We start from the raw sequence: 25,323 nt of genomic DNA on the forward strand, positions 1-25,323 counted from the left end.
AAAGTTCATGTGAATGGCTTTCTCTATTTGGTCGCGCCACCGCGTAAAAAATGACGATAACCATGCTCAGTCATCCATTTGGCGCGGGCCAGATGGCTTTCAAACGCATTGCGCGCACGAACTGGTTCGCTGTCGGGATCAAGATGCAGCACGACCCGCGCGACTTCTCGCCAGTCGGCCCCCTCAGACTCGGCGGCGAGAAGGCGCATATACGTCACAACATGCTGCTCGTCGTAGACCGTCAGCGCCGGATCGGTGGGCGCAACGTCCGCGACGTTAGGATCGAGCGGCGGTGTCTGCATCGTGCTCCTAGCGATAATCCCTAAATTCTTACGGCGATGTCGAGGTTGCGTGCAGCCGCACCTTAGTCGCATTTAAATCTCAGCTGCCAGCCTCATCCGCGAATACACATTATAGGAGATAAACCTCATAGTATGTAAAGACGCAAGTTGCGCGAATGGATATGCGCAAACTTGTGGGCCGAAATTTCGAACGGCTGAGAAGGGAAAAAGGCTTCACCCAGGAGCGTTTCGCTGAGGCCTCCGGCTTCACGCAGCAATATATCAGCGGTCTCGAACGCGGCCGGCGAAATCCGACGGTCGTAACGCTATTCCATCTTTCCAGCACGCTCGGCGTCAGTCACGTCGAGCTCGTTCAGCCCGATGATGAAGCGCGCGACGAACGGCCGAAGACAACCAAGCGAAAGACTTAGAGAAGAAGCTAGGCTGTCGCAGGATGCAGACACAGGCTTCTCTGGGGTAGTGATTCTCCTGTTTTTACCAGACTAAAGTTGGGCTGTGGCCTTCGCGAGCCGGACCGCAGGCCCGGCGAGCCCCGGACGCGGATACGCGTCCGCCGCCGATCCGGAAACCGGATCGGCGGAAAATAGCAAAGCTTAGAGCATCGAGAAGCGCTAGCCGCGCAACCGGGCATCCGGCTGCGCAGCCATTCGCTCATCAGATGACGCGTTCCAGCAGCCGCTTCGCCTTCCCCTCAAGTTCAAGACGCGCGTCTTGGTGCGCCTTGCCACGGGCCAGCGCGGTGATCCCCTGCACAAAATCGAACACGCTTTCCGGCGGACGGCCTTCTTCATGCAACACAGTCTCGATGATTTTCACCGTCTCGGATTTGGAGAACCCGCGCTGGCGCAAGAAGTTCTCCCGATTCTCTCCTGTACGAGCGACGATCCGCTCACGCGCGGCCCTGATACCCGCGATGAACGGCGCGGGCGACGAGTCGGCGAAGCTAGTCAGAGCCGGCGCCGCCTCATGAGCAAACCGCAGCGCGGCAAATTTTGAATGCCGGATGGTGACTTGCTCGAAGTTCTCGACGCCCCAGAGATTGCGGTTCATGCAGACCGCCCGGAGATAAAATGAGGCGATGCCGAGCTTCTTCGATCCGACTTCGCTATTCCAGCAATAGAAGCCGCGAAAATACAAATCCGGCGATCCATCCGGCAGACGTCCGGCCTCGATCGGATGGGTATCATCCACCAGAAACAGGAATACGTCGCGGTCGCTGGCGTAGAGCGTCGTGGTGTCCTTGGTGACATCCACGAAAGGGTTGTGCGTCATCGCAGTCCAATCGAGTACGCCGGGCACCTTCCACCGCGTATCGCCAATGCCGTTACCCGCGATCTTCATCACGGCTGCGACAAGTTCGTGATCCCAGATGCGGCCATAGTCCGGGCCGGTGACCGCGCGAAGCTCGACGCGACCGTCACCTGCTTCCAGTGTTTTCACAAGCTCGGCGCGGTGCGACAGCAAACCGTGTTGCAGATTGATCGCGGCCAGCGGCGCGGGAAGCTGCCGCATATAGGATGACGGTGCACCGACAAGGCTACACAATTGTCCAAAACTCCAATGTGTAGGCGCCACTGGTTCGTCATGTCCCGGTACCATCAGAGCCAGCCGCTCGGCATTGTCCCGGCTCGCATCCACCCTGACCGCGCGGCTTTCCACGGTGCGGGCTTGTGCGTGCTCGGCGCGGCGACGCACCGATTCATAAAGATCAGTCAGGCTGAGAAAGCGCTCGTCATCGGGTCGGGAAAACCATTCTGACGACACGCGGCCAACACGCTCGCCGCGCGACACGTCCACGCGAAAGCCATTGGAAACGGGCTGCTCGTTCTGGGTCAGGGTCACCATGGTCATAGGTCATTCTCCTCATGTAGCTGGGTTAAAGCGCAGCGCTGCGCTGCAACCCTGCCCGTCGGCGAGACCGGGGTAGCAAGGGCAAGGGCGGCTGGAGTGGAGGGGGATCACCCGCCCAAAGGGGTGCGCGGTACGCGCGCGTCTGCACGCGCCTGGTGCTCATCATGTCGTCATGAAAATTCTGCGAGGGCGCGGAAGACCGGGGAGACCGCTCCGGCCGGCACCGAACGGTGCTTTACCCTTGCGCGCGCGAGGGCGGAGCCCTTAGCGATGTTTATGCGGACAAGGAGACCGAAGTTATCCCCCTTCCTTCTGCGCAACGATGGCCTAAGCGCAAAAAAAGCCCCGCCTCCGAAGAGGCGGGGCGCGTCGATCCGTTGGATCAGTCGCCGTTGCGGCGGGACCAGATCAGCGTGAAGCTGTCGTCGCCCTCGCCTTTCACCAACGAGGCGTAGATCGGTGCCGGGAAGCTCGGATCATCGAGCTTGACTGAAAGATATTCGCGATCGGTTTCCCGTGCGGTCTTCTTCCAGGCAGCGCCGAACTCGGTGGCGCCTGTCAGGATACGATAGTCGGGCGCCTTGTCGTTTTCCTTTTCGGTCGCGACGAATGTCGCCTTGACGTTGAGCGTCAGTGTCTTGACCGAGCCGGTGAAGCCGTTGTTCGACGCAGTGAAGGTTCCGATGGTAGCCATGGTGGTCTCCGTTCTATTGTCGGGCCGCGACCATCGCAGCCTCGATGGCGGTCCTTGCCCGGGGAGCGATCGGCCCGCAGCCGTCAGGCCCGCAGCGCAGCGGAGGACGGCGGCAGACGGCTTTTTTGCCTCGCGAGGAATGCCGCCACTTCGCGGCAGGGGAAAAAGCCGGCTTAGCCGTTGCGGGACGGCGATCGAGGCGCAGCCGGCCCTCAGGCCTGATCCGTCCATTCGAGGTTGCGTGTGGAGCGCCGCCCATAAACGGACCGATGGAGACAACCATGAGCGCTGCCACCGCCGCCGCACAAGGACATGACATCACCGGTCGCACAAGCGCTTGCGCTCGCGCATCAACGAAGGTCAAGGCGCGACCCAGCGAAAGACCGCGCATGGTCTCGCATCGCTGCGCGCCGGTTGGTGTGCCCTCAACCCTAGACCCGCGGAGTCCTGCTCGTAATCGCGATGTCAGGAACGATCGACAGGCCATCACGAGCTAATCTCGTTGGTGAAAGGCGAGGCCGTCGATCAACGACAGTCAATATCGCAGTCGCGTCTAGGCATAATCCGCGGCGACGTGCCGTCCTTCGGGCGGGTTCACTGGCGCCGGTATGGAACAGCAGGCAGCTGCGGTTTCGTTTGGCACCGTCCCAGCTAATGAACTCCCGGCTGAGATCTACGCAGCTGGTAAGCAGCCGTTTGGCGCTGGATACCTCGCTTGCTTCCTCACGAGTGAGTGGGTCTCATGGTTTTCGTCAAATGCTCAATGTCACGGACCACTTCTTGAGCGCGCCTTGAGAAAGGCCGTGCAGCGCTAGTCAAGAGCGGGCCGATTGCTCTCGGCCTCGCGCTACAGTTTGGGAGAGATCTCAGCAGAAAGCAGCGAACTTTCTGTCTTTTTCTGCCCGCTTCAGGCTTTAACGAGCGGGCAGCCGCCCTGGTCTTCCGGCCGGAATGCATCGGCCGCTGGGATCGTGCTCACAAGCTTAAAGTAATCCCACGGCCCCTTTGATTCGGCCGGGGTTTTGACCTGCATGACATACATATCGTGAATGACACGACCGTCCTTGCGAATCGCGCCGCGGCCGAAAAGCGGATCGTCCGTCGGCATGTCCTTCATGGCAGCAACGACGGCATCGGCATTCGACGAGTCGGTCTTTCTGACGGCTTTCAGATAGTGGATCAGCGACGAATAGACCCCGGCCTGCACATCGGTCGGCCGGCGGCCATCCTTGGCCATGAAACGATCCGAGAAGGCGCGCGTTCCTGCGTTCATGTCCCAATAGAACGGCTGAGTCAGGTACAGACCTTGCGCCGTTTTGAGTCCGAGCGAATGCACATCGGTCAATTGCAGCAGGAGAGCAACGAGCTTCTGCTTGCCGGCGGTGATGTTGAACTCCGAGGCCTGCTTGATGCTGTTGATGGTGTCGCCGACCGCATTGGCCAGCGCAATGACTTCGGAATTGCTTGCCTGTGCCTGCAGCAGGAACGACGAGAAATCCGACGTGTTGATGGGATGCCGCACAGCGCCAACCACCGTTCCGCCGCTGGCCTTTACGAGCTCCGACGCATCCCGCTCCAACGCGTGACCGAAAGCATAGTCCGCCGTCAGAAAAAACCAGCGCTTGTTGCCTGCTTCCGTGACTGCTTTCGCGGTGCCTCGGGCCAGCGACCAGGTGTCATACGTCCAGTGAATGGTATGCGGCGAGCATTTCGCTCCCGTCAGTTCGGTCGAACCCGGACCCGAACCGATGAACAAGGCATTGGAGTTGCGCGTGACCTCGCTGACGGCCAGCGCGACCGACGACACGGGAACGTCGAAGATGGCGTTGACACCTTCATTCTCGATCCACCGCCGCGCGATGCTGGCTCCGATATCCGGCTTGTTCTGATGATCGGCAAAGACGACCTCTATGGTCCAGCCGGGAAACTGGGACGCGAATTCCTCGGCAGCGAGCTGAGCGGCCGTGACGGAGCCCTTGCCGTTCGCATCGGAGGCGAAGCCGGACATATCCGTCAGCACGCCGACCTTCACCCGCTTGCCACCAGCCTGGGCGAGAACCGAAGACGGCAACGTCATGGCGCCTGCCGCATAAAGAGAACCGATTGCAAACGTCCGTCGTGTGATGTTGGTCATAACGCGTTTCCCCTGTTTTCAGTATGCGATGGGCAGTTTCCCTGCCTTGGTAGAACGTCAGATCAAGCTCAAGCAGATGGACTTGCTTCACTCGAGAAGCGCCGCCGTAACTCGTGCTTGATGATTTTCTGGGACGCTGTCCGAGGAAGCTCGTCGACGAACACGACCTTGCGCGGCTTCTTGTATTTTGCGAGCCCAGCCACACAATGATCGATGACGTCCTGCTCACTCAGGCAGTGGCCTTGCGCCAATACGACGACCGCACATACCACTTCGGTGAATCGAGCATCGGGAATGCCAACAACCGCAGCTTCAACGATCCTGGGATGCTTGAGGAGGAGGTTCTCGATCTCACTCGGATTGATATTCTCGCCGCCGCTGCGGATCATGTCCTTCTTGCGACCGACAATGCGCAACGCCCCGTTCTCGATTGATCCGAGATCGCCTGTCCTGCACCACCCATCGACAAATGTCGTTGCGGTCGCTTCCGGCTTGCGCCAGTAGCCCAGCGCATTCGCGGGTGAACTAGTCCAGATTTCTCCAGCCTGCCCGGCCGGCACCGGCATGCCGTCATCGTCGCGGATCGACAGCTCGGCGAACGGGAAAGCACGGCCAACGGTGCTCGGCGCGTCGTAGCCTTGTCCCGGCCCGCTACAGGCGACAATCGGCGTCCCCTCCGTGAGACCGTAGACCTGCACGATATCCATCCAGCCGAAGCGTTCGCGCATTTGCTCGATCGCGGAAGGCAGCAGCGGATCGCCACCGCTGAAGACGCGCCGGATGCGACTGAGATCGATGTTGTCGATCTCAGTCGCCTGCAACATCTGGTAGATCATGGACGGAAACAACAGAATGTCGGTGACCTGCTGCCTGCTGGCAATCTGCAACGTCTGCCGAATGTCGAAATTCCGGCTCCGCAACACGACAACACGCCCACCAACTGCCAGTGTCGGCAGGGCGTAATTCTCCAGGGCACCGATGTGATACATCGGCCCGGTGACCATCGTCACCGTGCGGGGCGTCAAGCCCCACTCCATGACCTGCATGGCCGTCCACCAGGTCGTGGTCCCGTGGGACCACAGCGCTCCCTTCGGACGCCCCGTCGTCCCGGACGTATACATGAGCATGGCAGGTGTTTCGGGACACGGAAGCGGAAGCGGAAGTTCGCGATCCATACCGGATTCAAGATAGGACCAGGGCATCGCCCAGTCCGGGCTCGGCACTTCGTCACCAAACGCTATAAAGTTGCGGACCGGCAGAGCTGCGCAGCAATGCGCGATCCGATGCAGGATGTCCGTATTCGCGAGCAAAACTGTCGCACCGGAATCGTCGATGGCGTATTCCAGTTCTTCCGCCGCGAGGCGAAAATTCAAACGAACTGCAATGGCGCCGATGCGCGTGATCGCGAAGTAAGCGATCCAGTATTCCGTGCAGTTGTAGAGCAGAATTCCAACCCGGTCGCCCGGTTGGACGTCAAGCTCATGCAGGGCATTGGCATAGCGATTGGCACGCTTTGCCAGATTCTCATAGCTCAGAAAATCTCCGTCATCGAAGGCGATGGCCGCATTTTGCGGCGAGAACCTCGCAGCGTCTCCAAAGCACTGACGGATGAAAAAAGAGATGTCCATAACAGCCAGTCTCGCTCAGCCTGCCAGCGCCCGGCGCTTCGGAAACGGAATTCCTGCGCTATGGGCGGTTGCCCCTCCATCGACGGGAACGATCACCCCCGAAACGTAGGAAGCCTCAGGCGAGGCCAGGAAGGCAATGACTTGCGCGACTTCGTCGGCCGTCGCCATGCGCTGCTGCGGCAGTTGTACCTGTCGGTCCGGGACATATTCTTCGCGCATCCCCTTCATCATGTCCGTGTCCGTCGGACCGGGTGCAACGCAGTTCACACGGATTCCATCACGACTGTAGTCAACGGCCCAGGTTCTTGTGAGAGCGGAGATCGCGCCCTTGCTTGCCGTGTAGGCATCCGCGTGCGGCATCGCGCGGATGGCTGCGACGCTGCTGACAAGAACAATCGCACCGTCCGCGCGGAGACGTGGCCGGAAAGCCCGCACAGCCAGCATCGTCCCGGTGAGATTGACGGAGATCGTCCGATGCCAGGCATCGAGTACGAGTTTTTCGGCCGGACCGTCGTCCGGACGCAGATTGATTCCGGCAGCGGGAACCAGTGCGTCGATCGGACCGATACGTTCCGCGACGGCCATCATCGCTTCGGGATCAGTAACGTCGCACGCGTGACTCGTCACGCCGGGGTTCGTGCTCGGCCGACGATCGATGCCGTGAACCGACCAGCCCCGTGCGTGCAGGAGAGCGGCAGCGGCAGCGCCGATCCCTCCTGCGACCCCTGTAATGACCGCGACCCGCGGAGATTTGCTCATGTTGATCGGCTCCCATTGGCGGGCGTCTTCGCGCCGTCCAGGCGAAATACAGGCAGCGTCACATCGGCTCCGGCGATATCCTGAAAATCGACCTTGACCCGATCGCCGCAACGCGCGGTCTCCGCGTCGGGCCCGATCAGCCGGCTCATGAGCTGTACGCCCTCGTCCAGTCGCACGATGATCAGCACATAGGGCAGGTGTTCGCTGAAGCCTGTCGGTGCGCCGGCACGCTGTACGGTGATGGAATAGATCTCGCCCGTTCCCGCGGAATCCCGCCAGCCGAGATCCTCGCTCAGGCAGAACGGGCAGAACCGCTTTGGATACATGATGAGCCGGTCGCAGGCATTGCAGCACTGCAGAACGAAGCGCTTCTTTCGCGACGCCTCCCAATAGGGAGCGCTCCACGGAGTTGGGACGGGAAGTGCGTGGGCGAACGACATCAGCCGGGCTCCTTGGAAAGAATAGTGACGTGCGAGTCCATCCAGGTGCCGCCGGAGGCCGTTTCAACGGCGTTGACGGCATTCGCGACCTGGCGCTCTCCAGCCTTGCCCATGAGCTGACGAAAGGCTTCGACGAGAACTGCAATGCCGCCGCCTGCCCCGGTGTGTCCCTGGGAGAGCATCCCGCCATTCGTCGTCATCGGCATACGCCCACCGGGGGACGTATGCCCAGCCGCAACGAACGCGCCGGCCCGCTCGCCGCCGCACACGCCGAGCGCATCCATCGCGATGAGGGCAAAGACCGGATAGGAATCGTAGATCTGGGCGAGCTGGATATCCTGCGGGCGAAGGCCCGCCTCTGCATAGGCAGCACGCGCCGCTTCCGGAAACCCCAGCTTCGCCAGATCCGTATCCTGCGAGAGCGTATAGTGTGTCACCAGCGACGAATGCCCGCGCACGAAGACCGGCGTTTTCGTCATCTTCTGCGCATCCTGCGCCGATGCGACGATATAGGCGCTCGCACCATCCGCCAGCACGTTGCAATGCTTGGCTCGCAGCGGGTCGGCAATCATCTTCGATGCCAGCACCTCTTCCACCGTGAGCGGTTGCCGGAACATGGCGTGGGGATTCAACGCCGCCCACTTCCGCAGCGACACGCAGACCGCTGCGAGTTCTTCCTCGGTGGTGCCCGTCTCGTACATATAGCGCTGCGACACCAATGCGCCGACCGCATTCATGTTGTGGCCGTAAGGCGCTTCCCACTCTTCGGAAACGCCGGTGGTGGCGAAGAGATCGATGCCCGCCTGACGCGGCAGTGAACCAACCTTATCGGAGTGGAGGCACAACACGGTACGGGCCGCACCGGTCGAAACCAGAGCTTCGGCGACCGCGAGCATGCTGGAACTGCTGCCGCCGCCGGCCATCACCTGAACGTTCATCTTGGCGCTGCGGAGCATGCCGAGCTCCTCGCAGAGCCGCGAGAACACGAGGTCGACGTTGAAATGCCGGGACGCCAGAGCACCCGTCGGCATCACCACGTCGATATCGCGCGGCGACAGGCCGGCATCGAGAATGGCTTCGCGCGCCGCAATGACTGCCGCTTCGATTTCACTCCGATCGGAAAAACGCCCGGATGGCACTTCGCCAATGCCGACGACCGCGGCCGACGCAGATCTCCTGTGAGTGCTCAATCCTGTTTCCCCCCGGCATTGTCGGTTTGTCGTCGACGATCAATCGCCAACAGGTTGGTGCAAGCCGTAGATGGCCGGCCGGCCTCCCTCAACGTTCAAAAGTCCATTGATTGAGACTTTTTATGTTGGTATCGACATAGATGACGGCCAAGTTGCACGCCGCAAACACCCGAGAGACCGGCATTGGCGCGAAAACGGAAAAGCGAGAGTCTCTCAGCCACAACGGCACGTGCGTCGCCGTCTGCGCGGCAGGTATCCCGCAAACGAAACGGGCCTCCCTCTTCGGCGGATGCCGCCGAGCCACAAGCGTCAACCGACCTCACGCCCTCAGACTATTATCGCCGGCGCGAGAAGGAGCTGCTCGCACTTCAGGAGACGACTCTCGACCTGAACCGGCTGCGCAATACAAGCGAGGTCCTTGGCGCCATCGTCCGCCGCGCCCGCAGCCTCGTGGGCAGCGCAATCTGCTATCTGTCGGCATATGATCCCGAGCGGCGGGACTTCTTCGTTCGCGCCATCGAGGGCGCGGTATCGAGACGCTTCGCCGACATCAGGGTTCCTCGCGACCTTGGTAGCTGCCATCCGATCATCGAAAGCAAGCGTCCCTTCGTCACAGCAAACTATCGGGACGACCCTCGCTTTATTCACGCCACAACGGTGGATACGGCCCTTGAAGGAGAGGGAATCGTATCGATGGCTGCCGTTCCCCTGCTGCTGGACGGACAAGTGCTCGGCATTCTCTATATCGCCGACCGCCACGCACGCGCCTTCGCGCCCGAGGAGGTCGCACTGCTCGTGTCGCTGGGGACACACGCTGCGCTGGCTCTGGAGAATGCCCGGCTGTTTGAGGAGACCCGCACCGCTCTCGAAGCACTGGAAATCAAGACCGCGGAAACTCAAGAAGCGATTGCTGTCCACGAACAACTCATCGCGCTCGTTGCAAGGGGCGGCGGCCTGGACGACGTGGCGCAAATGCTTGCAGCGATCCTTCACGCGGGCGTAGTTGTCCTGGACCACCAATACGAGACGGCATGTCTGGCCGTCGATCCTGCCGGCAATAACGTTGGCGCCAAGCTGGGCCAGGCCCGTAATCGAAGCCAACTGCTTCGCGCTCTGGGTGAGAGCCAGTCGATCGGCCGGTCGGTGTCCGTCACCTTCCAAGGCATTCCACCGAGCATCGCGATGACAATCATCAGCGCAACCCAAATCCTTGGTGCGTTGGTCGTCTGGCGCCAGGCTCCGCTCAGCGATCATGAGATCTCGCACTCTTGAGAGAGGGGCGATCGTTTGCGGCATCGTCCTGTTGTCGCTGGATCGCGCCGCCAAGAGACTCGAGCAAGACGCCGCTGAACTCTTCATCGGATTGCGCAACCGCAACCCGGAAGCGTCTGTCGCCTTGACCCGCCAAATGGAACAGTGGGGCATGGATCCCCGCCAACCTGTAATCATGCTGCTTGTCGATATCGCTGACAGGATGGCGAGCCACGTCCTGCGGGTTATTAAGGGAGCATGTCCAACCCGCAGATTCATTGGCGGCGAATTGGAAGGGCGACTTTTGCTGCTTTGCCCGCCTGCAGATGCACCGCTCGTGGCAACGGCGGCTCAGAAGGCCGTTGAACAGCGGACAGGCTCGCGCATCAATATCCTGCAATCGGCTGAGTTCATGCCATCCACGGAGTTCCGGGATACATTCGCCAAAGCCGGCCGCTGCCTGGACCTGGTGAGAGTCCTCGCACGACAGGGCGCGATATGCACGCAAGACGAATTGACCGTTTATGCCGTCATGTTTGCCGAGCGATCCCGCGAAGAACTCGATGCGTATATCAGGCACACAATCGGCGCTTTGCTGGAGCAAGACAGGAAGCGAAACACAAATCTGACAGAGACCATGTCTTGCTACTTAGACAGCGGCTATAATACCGGCATGGCCGCCAGAACACTCGGGATTCACGAGAATACTCTTCGGCAGCGACTTGATAGCGTCGAGCGACTGCTCGGAAACTGGCGTACAGCCGGCAGATCCTTCGAGGTGCAAACAGCATTAAAGCTGCATATGCTCAGGCTCGGCCTTGCTACCAAATGAGACCTGAAAACAACCGCGTCAGCACAACAAGATGCCCCCAATGACACGGCGCAAAGACCGCATTGCGCCGATTTTGTTGAAAAACTCCCGCGTTGAAGCGTGGCGCCATCGCTGATTCAATCTCGGTATCGGCGGAGGCTGAACCGATGATGGGTCCACAGGAGACTGATCAGGCGGCTCTGTTCTACGAGTTCTCGCTGGAGCGACACGTTCCAGCCTCTCATCTGCTGAGGAACATCGACCGGTTCGTCGAGCTGTCAATCATTCGGAGCGAGCTGGCACCATTCTACAGTTCGACCGGACGGCCATCGATTGATCCCGAGCTGCTCGTCCGGATGCTGCTGGTCGGCTACTGCTACGGCATCCGGTCGGAGCGCCGGCTACGCGCGCGTCTGCACGCGCCTCGCATTCATGTCGTCATGAAAATGCAGCGACGGCGCGGAAGACCGGGGAAACCGCTCCGGCCGGCACCGAACGGTGCTTCACCCTTGCGCGCGCGAGGGCGGAGCCCTTAGCGATCATCCAACAACAACAAGACCGAAGGTCTCCCCCTTCCTTCTGCGCGACGGTGGCCTAAGCGCAAAAAAAGCCCCGCCTCCGAAGAGGCGGGGCGCGTCGATCCGGTTGGATCAGTCGCCGTTACGGCGGGACCAGATCAGCGTGAAGCTGTCGTCGCCCTCGCCTTTCACCAGCGAGGCGTAGATCGGTGCCGGGAAGCTCGGATCGTCGAGCTTGACTGAGAGATATTCGCGATCAGTCTCCCGTGCGGTCTTCTTCCAGGCAGCGCCGAACTCGGTGGCGCCTGTCACGATGCGATAGTCGGGCGCCTTGTCGTTCTCCTTCTCGGTCGCGACGAATGTCGCCTTGACGTTGAGCGTCAGTGTCTTGACCGAGCCGATGAAGCCGTTGTTCGACGCAGTGAAGGTTCCGATGGTAGCCATGGTGGTCTCCGTTCTGTTGTCGGGCCGCGACCATCGCAGCCTCGATGGCGGTCCTTGGCCCGGGGAGCGATCGGCCCGCAGCCGTCAGGCCCGCAGCGCAGCGGAGGACGGCGGCAGACGGCTTTTTTGCCTCGCGAGGAATGCCGCCACTTCGCGGCAGGGGAAAAAAGCCGACGTAGCCGTTGCGGGAAGGCGATCGAGGCGCAGCCGCCCCTCGGGCCCGATCCGTCCATTCGAGGTTGCGTGGGACGCGCCCATAAACGGACTGACGGAGACAACCATGAGCGCTGCCATCGCTGCCGCACAAGGACAGGGCCTCACCGGTCGCACAAGGACCTGCGCCCGCGCGTCAACGAAGGTGAAGGCGTGCCCCGACGAACGATAGCGCATGATTTCGCAGTGCTGTGCGCCAGTTGGCGTGCTCTCAGCCCGAGACCCGTGGGGGCCGGCTCGCGATCGCGATGTCAGGAACAATCGATACGACCATCACGATCTAATTTCGCTGACAAGGGTAAGATCGTCGAACAGTCAGAACCGACATCGCAATCGCGCCAAGGCATGATCCGCGGTGACGTGTCGTCCTTCGGGCGGGTTCACTGGCGCCGACCATAACGCGCCCTTCCCCGCTGGCTTCAGCTTGAAAAGTGTTTCGCTTTCTAGAATGCGCCCGGTCGAGGGCGTGAGTGTCGTGAGATTGGCCGCGCGCCCGACGGCGCACGGCCAAAAAATTTCGCCAGTGGCACGATGACATACCGGGACCGCGTGAGCGCTCCCGGCATGCCGTTTACTCGGCGGCGACGGAATAGGCGTGAGAGTTCGTCTCCGTGACTGCATCCGGCTGTGGGTGCTCGGCAGGCTTTTGCGCGGCTCCCTGCGCTCGCATCAGCGCAGGCAGCCACCCGGCGCCGATCAATAACTGCTCGGCAGCTTCCGCCATGTCCTGCTTCTTCATATCCCCGATCCGGTCAGCGGCCTCGACACTGACGGCTTCGCGCACGGCGGCAAGAATATGCGCCTTGGTGACGCGACCGAGATAGGTCTGCACGGTCGGTGCCCAATGCGCGGCCATGTCGAGTGACACGGCCTCCGCCAGCCTGTTCGCCGTTGCCACCGCACGGGGCCTGCGCTCCGACGGTAGTCTCAGCGCGTTAGCCGTGAGCGCGACGCAATGCGCAAACAACGCCATGCGGCTATCGTGGTCAAGCTCGACGACGAACGTCCACAGGTCGGATACGTCGCGCGGCATCTGCGCCGCCCAACGAGCATGCTGATCTGCCCATGCCTTCCCCGCTTGTGTATCCTCGATACCATCAGCATGTGAGGCTAGTACCGTGCTGACCGGACGGATATCGAGAACGTGGGCGTCCGCCCCGCGATAGAAGATTTGCGCAGTGAGCGCATGGGTCACCGCTACGATGGCGACCGCTGGCTGTTCGCTCAGAGCGAGGCGAAGCCCGAGGGTCCGATGCGCAGTGAGATCGCGGATCAGGATGTCCGACAACGGTGTGTGATCGTCGGCATCCTCATCCTCCGCGCACAAACTGTCACCCTCGGCTTCACCATTCGAGCCGGTTCCGCCGTCATAGACTGCGTCACCGCCCTCTCCTTCGCCGCTTAGGTCCTGCGTTTCCGGCTCCGCTCTCTCGTCTTCGGCCCGCATGAAACCGCGCTCGATGCGTACGGTCCCATCATGATTGAGAATGACAAAAGCTCCGCAACGCGCGATGTCGTCGGGGTCGTAAGCCCGGCGCTTCGCCTCAAGCCGCTCGATTTCAGCTTCAAGCTCGCCAAAACGCGCATCGGCCTCATCAGGCAATTCCTCAACGCTCTCATATTGCTCCTTCAGGCTTTCGAACTCGGCCTGAGCGGCATCCAAGGCGCCCTGATCTTCCGCCGACAGGTCCACCGGTTGCGGATAAGTCCGACGTAGGCCGTGACTGTGGGGATAGTCGAGGTGAACTTGCGTCCATTTCCAGCCCTCCGCTTCCTGCAGAGTGGTCGCTTCGCGTCCGAGCTTCGCCATCACAAGCAGGTCCAGAAGCGCCACGTCCTCGAAATACCCGCCACGGTCCTCGGTGAAGAGATCGCGCAGGATCGTGCCGCCCACCTCGGTATAGGCCTCCGCGCCGACAAAGATCGCGCGGCGATCCGTGGCGGCGACATGGGGTTCGGTGAGCAGGCGACGGATCGTGCTGGCGTCCCGGTTAAAGGACAGTCGCTCATAGGCTGCTTCCTGCCGGGCATGGTCCTCGGTGATTGCAAAGGCCATCAACTGGTCGAGTACCAGATCACCGTCGTGATAGATTTGCATCAGCTTGGGCGACACCGCACCCAAGCGAAGGCGTTGCCGCACCACATGGGGCGTCACGCCAAACCGGGCGGCGATTTCTTCCGCGCCGAACCCGCGTTCTTCCGCCAGCTTCTTGAAGGCCTCGAACTGATCGGCGGGATGCATATTCTCGCGCGTGACGTTTTCATCGAGGCTGATTTCGAAAGCGTCGTTCGCGGTGTCGATGACGCAGCGGATCGGCTCCGTCTTCTTGATCTCCTTGCGTTTGACGCGCAGCAGCTGGGCCAGCCTGCGGCCTTCGCCGATGGTGACGAAATAGAACCCGGTTGCCGCACCTTCTGCGTCCAGCTCCGGTTCGACGACAAGGTTTTGCAGGATGCCTTTCGCGGCGATGCTAGCCGCATAAGCCTCAATCGACGCCTCGCTGTGCGGCGTCTTGCGGGCGTTGTTCGCGGACTTCTTGAGCTTGTTGAGCGGAATGAAAATCTCCGTCCCGCTCTGCGTGACGATTTCAACATTCTTGGCAGACATAGTCGTTCTCCCTTCGGGGGTTGGGGTGCAAGCGCAGCGCTGCGCTGCACCCCTGCCCGTCGGCGAGACCGGGGTAGCAAGGGCAAGGGCGGCCGGGGCGGAGGGGGATCACCCGGCCTGCACAAGCGGATTCCGAGATGGCAACTGTCCCGTCTTGACGACCGCGCGGAAGGTCGGGGAGACCGCCCCGGCCGGTCCCGGATCTTCCGGGACTTCACCCTTGCCCGCGCGAGGGCGGAGCCCTTAGAGATCCCAAACGGAAAAAGGGCGTCTGTGCCGCAGCGAAGCGAAGGCCAGTCGGCAGTCGCGAGACCGGTTAAAAAGGCACCCGCAGGAGGGTCAGCATAGCGCCGCCTTTTGGCGGGACCCGGGATCGAGTGCCTCCGGCGAGCGACACGTTATCGCGCGAGGGATCGAAGCCGAAGGCCGAGACGCAGCTTTGCGGCCCGGTTCACGAGAGCCCGGAGCGGCGACTGCCGCGCGCGCCCAGAACCCTGAGCTCCCGTCGTTGCGAATTGCAGCCTTGTGTTCAGCTGGGACGAACGACGGGATATAAGCAGCCGTCGTATCAGGGAGCTATTTTTGAATGAAGAGCGTGGCCGGCACAGCCTGACGCGCCTGATCAGAGTACTTAAAGCTGGATTCTATTGCTGGTGGCGAACACATAGTTTCGCCGAGAATAGCGGTGGTTAATAGCGAGAGGTCCGGCTAAACGTTTGCGCCGTATAAGATGAGCTTCGAATTTGCAATGGCTGAATGACTGACGATCTTTCTAAAGACTACCACGTAGCGGTGCTGCCGCTATCCACGTTTTGACAGCACCTCTTCAAGCCGAGCGACAAGGATGGCGCGCTTGTTCGGCGACAGCTTGTCGAGATTCTGCTGGCGCCAGCGGACGGCGGGAAGCTCGGCCGCATTTGGTAGTCCCAACAGGCCCCAGTCGGGCTCGCCCCGTTCGAACGAAACGAGAAATTTGCGATGTGCGGCAGGCATATCGCCGACGATAGACTTTATCAGGGCGGCTCTTGCGGAGAGTAGATCGGCAAGCTCCACGGGGTCTCGCGTCATTCCTGAGAAGCCATGCTTAAACGCAGCTTCGATGTTTTTGAGGGTTGGTGCTAGCACCTCGGACATGGGTCGGTCATGGCTTAGCAGGTAAACGATAAAGGCCTGACGTAACGCGTCGCTGATGCCTTCATTCGCCATCAAGTCACGTACGTCGAAAAGATCGCGGGGATGCTGACGGTCCAACGCGGCGACGATCTTCCCGGCGTAGAGGTCTTCAAACGATACGGTACGCGCCTCCGCAAATCCAAATTCCTCTTCGACGGCTGGCTTTACCGCAGCTAATGCGGGTTCGAAGACGCAGCCGCGCAAGACCGGCGTCACTTCAATTTTGATCTGAACGCCCTGGGAACGAACGATCAATTTGACGACGGTATTTTCAGTCTTGGACTCGGTGATTTGCGCATCAGGAACAGCGGCTTTGATCTTGCCGGCAATGCGTTTCATGGCGGCGTCGATGTCGGCAAGGGATTCCGGGCGCGGCGCGACCGGCAAGTAGGTCAGATCAATATCCACCGAGAGGCGCGGAAGGTCGCGAACAAACAGGTTGATCGCCGTCCCACCTTTCAGAGCAAAGCATGCTTCTTCCGTAACGAGGGGAAGAACGCGGATCAGCAAGGCGACTTGCCGTTTGTAGACGTCAGCGAACGCCATTCAGATCCCCAGGAACGGTTATGTGGTAGGTCGGGTCAAGCACCCCGCCTTTAACAAGCATACGCTTGCCGCTGCCGAGATCGATATCTTCTTTCTTCAGGCGCTTGAGCCACGCGTGCTTGTGACGATCGGAAAAATAGAAGAAGAGGCGCTTGACCTTAACGCTAGCGCAATCCTTCAATAATTTTTGCAAACGATCGGGGCGCAGATTGGCGAGTCCACCGAACAGGGCATCGACCTGTTCAAAGGTCTCGCGGTTGGGTAACTCGTCGAGCAGTTCGAATATCGCGCGCTCCGGCGTGGACAGCGTCAAGGGCCAGTCCCACTGGCCCCAGGTCAATTCGGTTATGTCGCCGCCACGGAAGCTCGTCACATCGAGAGCCTCACCTTTGTCGATATTCCATTTGACGCTGTTGACGCCCTTGGTAACCGGTTCGTTTTTGAAGAGCCGTCGGTCATTGTGATAAACAAATTTGACTTGGAGCGGCAGTTTCTGAACCCATCCCGGCGGTGGTTTCGGACCGTAAAGATGTACGACGGTGGTCGATTGCGAAAGGTAGTGGGCGTAGCCCTGTAATTCGAGGGCGGTACGTCCGCCAACTATGAGCGGCGAATAATTGAGGATGGTCTGAAGCGATATGACGACCTGCTGCCAGCTCAAGACGCCGCGGGGCCGGCGAAACACACTGCGTGTGGGTTGTTCAAGCCAGCCCGATTTCACATACTGATGTTGGAGTTGAGTTGAATAGCCTTGGGCATTTAGCCAAGCGGCATCTACCAGCATTCCCTCGGGAAGTTTGCTAGCAAGCTGGTTTATAAGTCCTCTTTTTTCTCTGCTCATAATTTATAATATGGCACATTCCCAAACCGAACGCCAGTTTGAAAATATCCGTTCAAATCAATTAGATATAGAGTAATTCATTAAAATCCAAACTCCTTCAGGCGGGGTGATATCCCGCGCCGTTAGGGGTTCGCTGAGGTTCGGCGCTTCATATCGGACAAATAAAGAACGCAATAAACCCTGTCCCAACCCGCCCGCAGCTACGGGTAACGGCGGAATTCCAGCCGATCCTGGAGATCGTCGAGATAGGGAAGACCTCGCCGGAAGGGCTCGTCGAAGCTGATCCCAGGCGGATCGGAACCACGATGTACGTCGGCGGGAATACGCTGCAGAAGAACGGCGTGAGCACGCCAACCGATGGCGACTGGTATCTGCCTCCAGTCTGATCAATCCTCCGCCGGCTGCTCCTGCTGGTCCTCTCTATCAGCCGGGCGTTCCGCTGTATGAGAATTATGCACAGGTGCTGCTCGGCATGAACGAGCTGCCGACCGTGCAGCAGCGCGTCGGCAATCGCTATTGGGGCGGCAGCGATGCCATGGCGCGCGCGGGCGTCGCCGCGGCGCCAGGCGAGGCGTCGCCGACGCCCACGGCGTTCTGGGGCCGCATCGAAGGCGGCCAATCCGATTTGCAGCCCTCCACCACGACAGGCTCCACCTACAAGGCCGACCAGTTGAAAGTGCAGGCAGGCCTCGACGGTCTCCTGATGGAGAACGAGCGCGGCCGGCTGATCGTCGGTCTCACCGGGCAATTATGGCCTGACAACCGCCAATGTCGCGTCGTTCTTCGGCAACGGCCGGATCCGCGTCGAAGGTTCGGGTGTCGGCGGCACGCTGACCTGGTTCGGCGACAACGGCTTCTATGTCGACGGCCAGGCGCAGTCGATGTTCTACCGCAGCGATCTGTCTTCCGTGCTGGCCGGCAGCCTGACCCACGGCAATGAAGGGGTGGGCTATGCCTTCAGCGTTGAAACCGGCAAGCGGTTCTTTGTCGGCAACGGCTGGTCACTGACGCCGCAGGCGCAATTGTCCTATTCGAAGGCCGAGTTCGATGGCTTCACCGATCGGTTCGGCGCCTCGGTGCCGCTGCGCGATGGCGACAGCCTGCTCGGCCGCGCCGGACTTGCCCTCAACCACCAGAAGACCTGGAACGACGGCGCAGGCATCGTGCGCTCTGATATCTATGGCATCGGCAATCTGCGCTACGAGTTCCTCAATGGCACCAATGTCGACGTCGCCGGCACCGGCTTCGCCAGCGCGCAAGACCGGCTGTGGGGCAGCATCGGCGGCGGCGGCACCTATAGCTGGGCCAACGGCCGCTACGCTGTCTTCGGCGAGGTCTCCTATAGCGCGAGCCTTGAGGACGCCGCGGCGAACCGCAGCTACAAGGGCACTGGCGGCTTCCGCGCCACTTGGTGAACGGGCGCGCCGTCCACGTAACTTATGCCTGGACACTAGCTTTCTCTCGGATCGTTGGATCCAGCTCGCAGGGTCGCCTTGAACCGGAATGCTTTTGCGAAAATCGCTTTCAATTCATGAGCATCGTCCTGGGGACTGGAGTTCCTGTGTTCGTCGTCAGCAACCCGTGAAGGCGATGCCGCACCGTCAACGACCGGGGGGTCGGCACCGGATCCAGGCGACCTTCAGATAAGGCGATCGCCAACCCGGAACGCATTTGCCTTGCGGACCTTCTCACTTATCCTCGCCACGTCCCGCACATAGATCGTATTGAACTTATCCATGCCCGTTGTCGGTGCGAGTACGCGCGTAAATCCATCGTATTTCGCTGTGACAAAACCGTTGCTGAGAATCGTGTTGTGCATTGCGCGATCGTCGAGGCCGTAGTCGGAGGCGAGGCCCAGCGTTTCAGCAATGATGATTTCAAGCTTGGGATCAGCGAGAAGCCGTTTGGCTCCTGCGATGACTGCAGGCTCAAATCCCTCCACATCGATAACCAGCATGTTCGGAGTCGCCGGAAACACCTCATCAAGAGCCCGGACGGGAATCGACAAGCCTGAGCCATCCAGGACGATCCGGTCGTTTCCCCCGCGATCTGTGGAGAAATTCAGATCGGAAGCTTCCTTCCCCGCCCCCATGTTGAGCGTGGTCACCAGGCTCGACACCTCATTGATCGCTACATTGTCGCGCAGAGCTTTGAATGTTGAGGGCACCGGTTCCATGGCGATCACGCGTGCTTTTACTACGCTGCTTGCCGCAATAGAAAGTGCGCCGATGTTGGCGCCGACGTCCCCTAACAGATCGCCTTCCCTGAGGAAGTGAAGCGCGAGCGAGACCTCTTCGACCTCGGGTAAACCGAAGTAATAGTTCACCGCAGCGCCCGGCATCTGTTTGGATATAATAAGCCGGGAATCTCCGACGAAGGGTAAAACGATGGGATGTTGAATGGCGCGGCTGGCAAGCTGCCACCGCATGAACCTTATGAACGTTCGGCGTTTATTCTGCCGCGCGAGCGGATGACGGTTTGCGAAGCGCGACAGATGGTAAAGATCGGCTAAATTTCCCATAGCAGCATGCCTTTTTAGGTCGCCCGACGCCGAACATGGAGAGCAGGCCATTGACGGAGCAATGGCGGCGACGGCCAACCGCTCGGAAGCCACCAAACCGGAAACATTTGCAAATTTAACCTAATGGTTCGCAGCACTGCTCAGCCGCCACGATGGACCGAACAGCTATTATCGGTACTTGTCTACAGCAATCGCGGCGAGTTCAGATTAACGTAAATGCCTACTGGGAATGGCGGTTAATAGCGACACCGGGCCGCTTTGAGCGAGCGTCACGATAGTGCGCGATCATTTCGGGAAATTGCCGTGAGCGGGCTTCAGTTCGCCGGCGCCCTGTGGTCAGGGCTCAGCGACCGGAACTCTCCGCAGGCTGTCCCGGCGATCCGCCAAAGTGTTCCTTGAAGGCCGAGAGCGGGCGCTCAATAGCAAAATACGAGAGAATAGAAAGTGCAAGAGTGATGGCGAAGGCTAGCACCACCTGCATCAGCGACGCTCTACTGCCACTTAGTGCACCGTCGTTAAGACCCAAATAGAACAGCACGGGAAGATGGACAACGTACATTGCGTAGGAGATATAGCCGAAGCCACGCAAGACCGGTGTCGACAGGACCGCGGTAAGCTTACGCTTCATAATACCATCATCAAAAATCATCGTACTGACAAAGGATACACTGATCATCGCGTAGGCCGCCAGGGCCACGGTCCAATACGCCGCCTGGGACGTGATGATGCCAGTGTCCCGGCCTATTCGATTGACGATCAGCAGCAAGATCGCGACAGCCAGCAACAGCACGCAATGCAGTCCATGCAGCGAGCGTTTTTCAAACTCGCGAACCGCCAACCAACCGCCAAGCGATAGTGACAGCATGCGCGTAAAGATCGACATATAAACGAGATCACCGGACAAAACATTATCCCGGCTGCCATAAATTGCAGCGATCACGAGGCCGCTGACGATTGCAAGAGCCGGAATCACACGCCCCGTAACAACGCTCAACAGGCGCTGCGGCACCAACAGGACCAACAGCGGCCAGAAGAAATAAAACTGCTCCTCGACGGAGAGCGACCAGGTTTGCTCGAGCGGATGCGGCGCAGGATGAAACGGGTGGTAGAAATTGAACGTGTAGGTCAGCAGACTGAGCGTATCCCACGCCCCAAAATGAAAAACGAAGTAGCAAGAGACCACGGCAATATAATAGACCGGGAAGATTCGCAGTGCGCGGCGAGCATAAAAATTAGAGAACGAAATGCGGCCGGTCTTGGCGCGTTCCCGCAGCAACAGCCGGGTAATGAAGAAGCCGCTGATGGCGAAGAAAATGTCCAGCGCGACATAACCCGTCCGCGGCGCCTGATTGATCTTCCAGGCGATGTTATATAGCTCACTGTCAACCACTTGCGGCAAGTGGCTGAAGACGACAACTAGCACGGCGACGCCACGAAAGCCGTCAAACGCCGGAAATTTTGCCAGCCGTTGAGAGCTGACCTCTGGGTCAGACATAATGGCCCTCCTCCACAAGATCGATAGGGTTAAGCTTCATCCGATCGCACGTAGATAAACGAAATGAACACGTTTCCATGAGGCTCCTCGAGTCCGAGGACACTGCAAAGCAGTCGAGAAACGTTAGCGGCGCAAGAGAGATCTCAAGGGAAACTTGGAAGCCTGACGGTGCTGTTCGCGGGATGGCGGTGACGAAGGCGCCGCGAGCACGTCGCACAGGGCGCTCGTTAGTCGCGCGCGCGCCGCCGAGTGGGTGAAATCGTGGTCGGCATCAGGGATTATCGAAACCGAAGCCTTCGGATAGCGGCGTAGCCGCGCGCCTCTTCTTCCCATATACGTGCGGAATTCGCCCAGCGAGTGATCTCCTTCCGAAAATAACATCGCTAGACGAACGCCGCGACTTTCGAGAATTTGGAAACGGCGATGACCCTCGCTGTAGAGCTTCTGGCCGGTCCGGCCCGGGATGTGGCTGGCTATCAATGAGACAGTTCGAACAAGGCGTTTTGAGAAAAAGATAACCGGAGCTTTGATGCGCAAATTGCCTGACAGCAGTCGTCTCAAGCTTCGCTTGCTAAACAACATCGCAACGGACCCGCCAATGGTTCGATGGGCCGATAACAAGGCTTCAGCGACGGTTTCCCGTGGGTCCCAGACAAAACGCATGATATTGATGGCGACGACATTGCGAACGCGCACATCTTGCACCGCTGCCTGGAATGCGGCGTAAGCACCACTGCAGCGTCCTACCAAGGCGATCGGGCCGGCATCGAGCTTCTCTACATAGTCGATCGCGTGACGCAGGTCAGCAGTTTGCTCTTCCGAATAAAGTACTTCGGCCGGCGCGCCTGCCGACGCCGCACTGTCGCCTATACCGCCGGCGTCGATTCTCAACGAAGCGATCCCGTGCTCCGCGAGGGCGCGAGCCTGTTCTACTGCCGCGCGACCCCAGCCGATGTGATAGTCGCGCCCCGAATTGGCGAGCACTGCGATAGCTGAAGGCCTTCGACCGAGCGGCCGACACAGGACTCCGAAGAGCCGCTCGTCTGGCCCAAACCGAACCGGTAACTCCTCATAGTGAGGTCCGACGATTGGCCGCGCGGGCCCTGTCACTTTGGCGGAACAGTTGGCGCCCGCGATTGGAAAATGCCCGAGATCGTCGATCCATGACACGATTCGTGTCAGCGTGCCGAGCTGTGGACCAGCCAAACTTGGATTTTGCAGGATATTTTCATACCCCTCGTAGTCGATGGACGAAACTTCGGCTCCGAGCGTCTTCAGGTGGTTGCCGATTGAGCTGTCACGGGACATCGGACTGCGCTCAACCAAAAGAACCCGTGCGGCGGGAGGCTCAGTTGTCCGAGTAAGATCGATAGTTTTGATGGCTGCGGCGCGGCTGCTTGCCAGTGCAATACCAGCGACGCTGTAGCCGTTGTCGGATGGGTCGGGCCCGATACCCATCCGGTCGGTCAGCATGCGCGACCAGGCCTGAAGTTCACGAAGATAGGCGCGCCCTTTGACGACCGGCGCCATCAGGACCGTCGCTGCGACGTCGGGTAATTCGGTTCCGAGTTGGGCGGCCAGACTGGCGCCAAGGCCTTGTCCGACCAGAACGAGTTCGATGCCGGGATTGTATTCCCGCAAGAATGCAACGCACTGACGGGCAGCAACAAACCAGTCAGAGATGCCTTCGGGGTCGGCAGCGAGATCGATTGCATCTGCCGTGCCGGGATAATCGAATCTGAGGCATGCATGACCTGCCGCGGCAATGTACTCGGCCAAAGCACTCCATGTGGCTCGGGTACACAATTCCTCATATCCGATCGGTGCGAGCAACAGCACCGCCTTGCGTCCGCATCGGTCAATGCAGCCCGCGTGATAAAAGCCGCCGAAAGTATCAAACGTTACAGGTGCGCCATATCGGAATGTCATGATCTTGAAACTATTACAGTTTTCTGTTCGTTAGCCGAATGGCGCCAGCAAATGGATATTTTCGCTGCTAAGCAGTCGCCCTTGCCGGATGCCAATTTCTTAACTCAGGGGCGACGAAGGTGTCATTCGATATCGCGTTCCATCATTAACGTGTACTCGGCGCGGTACGTTGCCGCCGATAGTTAGCTATTTGCTAATCATGGTTCGTTATCTCGCGCGATCGACTTGAACCCGCTGATCCTGATATCGACGCCGTTGCTCGAAAGCACCCGACTAATAGTTGCGACCGCAGCAACCGGCGCCAGGATTAACGAAAGCGTCCATTTTGCGTGATTATATCTTCATTCCGTTAAGCTTGACGCCGGAACGGTCTTTTGCATTTGAGGCTTATTACGATCCTCTCCACCTTTGATTGATATCTTGTCCATATCACTGTGAGCCGCTCGCATCCCCTGGCGAAGCGATGGACTTTTTGTAGCGTTGGAGAAACTTCATGCGTGACCGTGTCCGCACCATTGTCGGATCGCTGAACCTACTTCCCGTTCCAGTCGATGGCTTATCCGACCAGGACAATCTGTTCGATGCGGGCATGACATCGTTCGGTTCAGTTCAGCTGATGATGGCCATCGAGGAAGAATTCGATATCGAATTTCCAAACAGTCTGCTGACTCGCAAAACATTTGCGACGCTTGGTGGGTTGATTGCTGCTGTCGAACAGCTCGTCTCTGAGAAAGTCTAGGGTCATGATCCCGAACGCGGTGAAGCAAGGCATTGACGTGCCCGAAGCCGTGTCCTGGCGTGACGCGATGCGGCGGGTTGCCATCGAGGTTGCTTCGCCAAATGCCGCTCTTGCGGACCTAACCGCGACGTTTCCAGCGCAGACATTCGAAGCTCTTCGTCGTAACGAGATGCTCGGCTTGATGGTACCTAGAAGCCTTGGTGGCCAGGAATTGGAATTGCGCAAGATTGCCAATCTTTGCGCGATTCTCGCGGGCGCGTGCGGCGCCAGCGGCATGATTTACGCCATGCATCAGATCAAGCTATCGAGCCTGGTCGCCCATGGGATGCAAACCGAATATCATCGCGCGCTCATGCGCGATGTAGCTGTCAAGCAGCTACTGATCGCGTCGTCGACCACGGAGGCTGGCATCGGCGGCGATCTGCGGATATCGAATTGCGCGATCGAGACGACGGGTGATCGGGTTTCGCTGACAAAGCAGGCAAGTGTCCTGTCTTATGCCGCGGAAGCCGATATCATCCTGGCGACCGCGCGGCGCGGTCCGGCGTCGATCGGGTCCGATCAGGTCCTGATCGCGCTGCGGCGTGGCGACTATCAACTTCAGCGCACCGCTGAGTGGAATACGCTCGGCATGCGCGCCACCTGCTCCGAGGGTTTCCTGCTGACGGCAACGGCCGGAGCCGATCAGATCTTTCCGAAGCCGTTCCACGAGATCGCAGTGCAGTCCATGCTGGCCACCGCACATGTGCTGTGGGCGAGCGTCTGGTTCGGGATCGCGACCGATGCTTTGTCGCGTGCGCGCGCCTCGGTTCGAGCAACGGCGCGGCGCGTGCCGTCCGATTTCGCGGGGCCGCTCCCAGGCGCGGCTCGACTGGCCGAGGCCACCGCCAAATTGCAGACGTTCAAGTCCACGCTCGTCGCCCATATTGAGCGGTTCGAGACTGCGAAGCGCAACGAAGACGATCTCAGCTCGATCAATTTCGCGATCGAAATGAACAATCTCAAGGTCATGGCTTCGACCATGGCCGTCGACATCGTACGTGAAGCGCTGATGGTGACGGGCATCGCCGGCTATCGCAACGACGGTCCATTCTCGGTCGGCCGCCATCTCAGGGATGTGCTGTCGGCGCCGCTGATGGTGGCTAACGATCGCATCCTCGCCAACACCGCTGGCCTCGTGGTCGCGAGCCGATTTGACTCAGATCTGGAGTGATAGCGATGAACGCGCCTGTTAAA

21 protein-coding genes and 2 pseudogenes are annotated in these 25,323 nt (G+C 59.8%); 8 read left to right on the plus strand and 15 right to left on the minus strand.

The window, feature by feature from the left end; translation table 11 throughout:
- Nucleotides 1–23 precede the first annotated feature (23 nt).
- Nucleotides 24–302, minus strand: a complete 279-nt coding sequence (locus RSO67_RS11970) for a DNA -binding domain-containing protein (protein WP_315843641.1) — start codon at nt 300–302, stop codon at nt 24–26.
- 155 nt (nt 303–457) lie between these two features.
- Here RSO67_RS11970 and RSO67_RS11975 point away from each other — a divergent pair, with 155 nt between their 5' ends.
- Nucleotides 458–712 (plus strand): helix-turn-helix transcriptional regulator, encoded by a 255-nt coding sequence (locus tag RSO67_RS11975; RefSeq protein ID WP_315843642.1) that lies wholly within the window; start codon nt 458–460, stop codon nt 710–712.
- Nucleotides 713–956: 244 nt separating this feature from the next.
- Here the strand turns inward: RSO67_RS11975 and RSO67_RS11980 are convergent, their stop codons facing one another.
- The 7 genes from RSO67_RS11980 to RSO67_RS12010 all read right to left on the minus strand — a co-directional run bounded on the left by RSO67_RS11980 (nt 957) and on the right by RSO67_RS12010 (nt 8,998).
- A complete protein-coding gene (locus RSO67_RS11980; protein WP_315844231.1) occupies nt 957–2,147 on the minus strand; it encodes a DUF932 domain-containing protein in 1,191 nt (396 codons plus the stop codon).
- A gap of 388 nt (nt 2,148–2,535) precedes the next feature.
- Complete coding sequence (locus RSO67_RS11985) at nt 2,536–2,847, minus strand: DUF736 domain-containing protein (RefSeq protein WP_315843643.1); 312 nt, start codon at nt 2,845–2,847, stop codon at nt 2,536–2,538.
- Nucleotides 2,848–3,754: 907 nt separating this feature from the next.
- The gene (locus RSO67_RS11990; protein WP_410001840.1) at nt 3,755–4,981 is read right to left on the minus strand and encodes an ABC transporter substrate-binding protein; all 1,227 of its coding nucleotides are present in this window, start codon (nt 4,979–4,981) and stop codon (nt 3,755–3,757) included.
- A gap of 68 nt (nt 4,982–5,049) precedes the next feature.
- On the minus strand, nt 5,050–6,609 hold the full coding sequence (locus RSO67_RS11995) for a class I adenylate-forming enzyme family protein (RefSeq protein WP_315843644.1): 1,560 nt from the start codon (nt 6,607–6,609) through the stop codon (nt 5,050–5,052).
- 15 nt (nt 6,610–6,624) lie between these two features.
- Nucleotides 6,625–7,368 carry an SDR family oxidoreductase gene (locus RSO67_RS12000; RefSeq protein ID WP_315843645.1) on the minus strand — a complete coding sequence of 248 codons (744 nt, stop codon included), beginning with the start codon at nt 7,366–7,368 and terminating at the stop codon, nt 6,625–6,627.
- Nucleotides 7,365–7,808, minus strand: a complete 444-nt coding sequence (locus RSO67_RS12005) for a Zn-ribbon domain-containing OB-fold protein (protein ID WP_315843646.1) — start codon at nt 7,806–7,808, stop codon at nt 7,365–7,367. Before RSO67_RS12005 ends, RSO67_RS12000 begins: the two co-directional genes overlap by 4 nt.
- The gene (locus RSO67_RS12010; RefSeq protein WP_315843647.1) at nt 7,808–8,998 is read right to left on the minus strand and encodes a thiolase family protein; all 1,191 of its coding nucleotides are present in this window, start codon (nt 8,996–8,998) and stop codon (nt 7,808–7,810) included. Before RSO67_RS12010 ends, RSO67_RS12005 begins: the two co-directional genes overlap by 1 nt.
- Nucleotides 8,999–9,181: 183 nt before the next feature.
- Here RSO67_RS12010 and RSO67_RS12015 point away from each other — a divergent pair, with 183 nt between their 5' ends.
- The 3 genes and pseudogenes from RSO67_RS12015 to RSO67_RS12025 all read left to right on the plus strand — a co-directional run.
- Nucleotides 9,182–10,270, plus strand: coding sequence for a GAF domain-containing protein (locus RSO67_RS12015; protein ID WP_315843648.1), 1,089 nt, complete (start codon nt 9,182–9,184; stop codon nt 10,268–10,270).
- 31 nt (nt 10,271–10,301) lie between these two features.
- Entirely contained in the window at nt 10,302–11,081 is a 780-nt protein-coding gene (locus RSO67_RS12020) for a helix-turn-helix domain-containing protein (protein WP_315843649.1), read from the plus strand.
- A 146-nt stretch (nt 11,082–11,227) separates the two neighbouring features.
- Nucleotides 11,228–11,479, plus strand: a pseudogene (locus RSO67_RS12025) (transposase); the annotation flags it as partial.
- 231 nt (nt 11,480–11,710) lie between these two features.
- Here RSO67_RS12025 and RSO67_RS12030 read toward each other — a convergent pair.
- The 4 genes from RSO67_RS12030 to RSO67_RS12045 all read right to left on the minus strand — a co-directional run bounded on the left by RSO67_RS12030 (nt 11,711) and on the right by RSO67_RS12045 (nt 17,403).
- Nucleotides 11,711–12,022 (minus strand): DUF736 domain-containing protein, encoded by a 312-nt coding sequence (locus RSO67_RS12030; RefSeq protein WP_315843650.1) that lies wholly within the window; start codon nt 12,020–12,022, stop codon nt 11,711–11,713.
- Nucleotides 12,023–12,806: 784 nt separating this feature from the next.
- Nucleotides 12,807–14,843 carry a ParB/RepB/Spo0J family partition protein gene (locus tag RSO67_RS12035; RefSeq protein WP_315843651.1) on the minus strand — a complete coding sequence of 679 codons (2,037 nt, stop codon included), beginning with the start codon at nt 14,841–14,843 and terminating at the stop codon, nt 12,807–12,809.
- Nucleotides 14,844–15,644: 801 nt separating this feature from the next.
- The gene (locus tag RSO67_RS12040; RefSeq protein WP_315843652.1) at nt 15,645–16,562 is read right to left on the minus strand and encodes a nucleotidyl transferase AbiEii/AbiGii toxin family protein; all 918 of its coding nucleotides are present in this window, start codon (nt 16,560–16,562) and stop codon (nt 15,645–15,647) included.
- A complete protein-coding gene (locus tag RSO67_RS12045) occupies nt 16,549–17,403 on the minus strand; it encodes a type IV toxin-antitoxin system AbiEi family antitoxin domain-containing protein (protein WP_315843653.1) in 855 nt (284 codons plus the stop codon). Before RSO67_RS12045 ends, RSO67_RS12040 begins: the two co-directional genes overlap by 14 nt.
- Nucleotides 17,404–17,767: 364 nt before the next feature.
- Between RSO67_RS12045 and RSO67_RS12050 the strand changes: the two are divergent.
- Together RSO67_RS12050 and RSO67_RS12055 are read left to right on the plus strand one after the other, a co-directional pair.
- Nucleotides 17,768–18,091 (plus strand): annotated as a pseudogene (locus tag RSO67_RS12050) (autotransporter outer membrane beta-barrel domain-containing protein); the annotation flags it as partial.
- A gap of 109 nt (nt 18,092–18,200) precedes the next feature.
- On the plus strand, nt 18,201–18,818 hold the full coding sequence (locus RSO67_RS12055; protein ID WP_276511337.1) for an autotransporter outer membrane beta-barrel domain-containing protein: 618 nt from the start codon (nt 18,201–18,203) through the stop codon (nt 18,816–18,818).
- Nucleotides 18,819–19,042: 224 nt separating this feature from the next.
- Here RSO67_RS12055 and RSO67_RS12060 read toward each other — a convergent pair whose 3' ends face one another.
- The 3 genes from RSO67_RS12060 to RSO67_RS12070 all read right to left on the minus strand — a co-directional run bounded on the left by RSO67_RS12060 (nt 19,043) and on the right by RSO67_RS12070 (nt 23,348).
- Complete coding sequence (locus RSO67_RS12060; RefSeq protein WP_184511815.1) at nt 19,043–19,924, minus strand: FkbM family methyltransferase; 882 nt, start codon at nt 19,922–19,924, stop codon at nt 19,043–19,045.
- A gap of 343 nt (nt 19,925–20,267) precedes the next feature.
- Nucleotides 20,268–21,419 (minus strand): acyltransferase family protein, encoded by a 1,152-nt coding sequence (locus RSO67_RS12065; protein ID WP_184511816.1) that lies wholly within the window; start codon nt 21,417–21,419, stop codon nt 20,268–20,270.
- Between the two features lie 123 nt (nt 21,420–21,542).
- On the minus strand, nt 21,543–23,348 hold the full coding sequence (locus tag RSO67_RS12070; protein ID WP_184511817.1) for an alpha/beta fold hydrolase: 1,806 nt from the start codon (nt 23,346–23,348) through the stop codon (nt 21,543–21,545).
- Between the two features lie 493 nt (nt 23,349–23,841).
- Between RSO67_RS12070 and RSO67_RS12075 the strand changes: the two genes are divergently transcribed.
- Both RSO67_RS12075 and RSO67_RS12080 read left to right on the plus strand, forming a co-directional pair.
- Nucleotides 23,842–24,087 (plus strand): acyl carrier protein, encoded by a 246-nt coding sequence (locus RSO67_RS12075; protein ID WP_184511818.1) that lies wholly within the window; start codon nt 23,842–23,844, stop codon nt 24,085–24,087.
- Between the two features lie 31 nt (nt 24,088–24,118).
- Nucleotides 24,119–25,300 carry an acyl-CoA dehydrogenase family protein gene (locus tag RSO67_RS12080; protein WP_410001883.1) on the plus strand — a complete coding sequence of 394 codons (1,182 nt, stop codon included), beginning with the start codon at nt 24,119–24,121 and terminating at the stop codon, nt 25,298–25,300.
- Nucleotides 25,301–25,323: the final 23 nt, after the last annotated feature.

This window comes from Tardiphaga sp. 709, from assembly GCF_032401055.1.
In the GTDB taxonomy this organism is placed as follows: Bacteria; Pseudomonadota; Alphaproteobacteria; order Rhizobiales; family Xanthobacteraceae; genus Tardiphaga.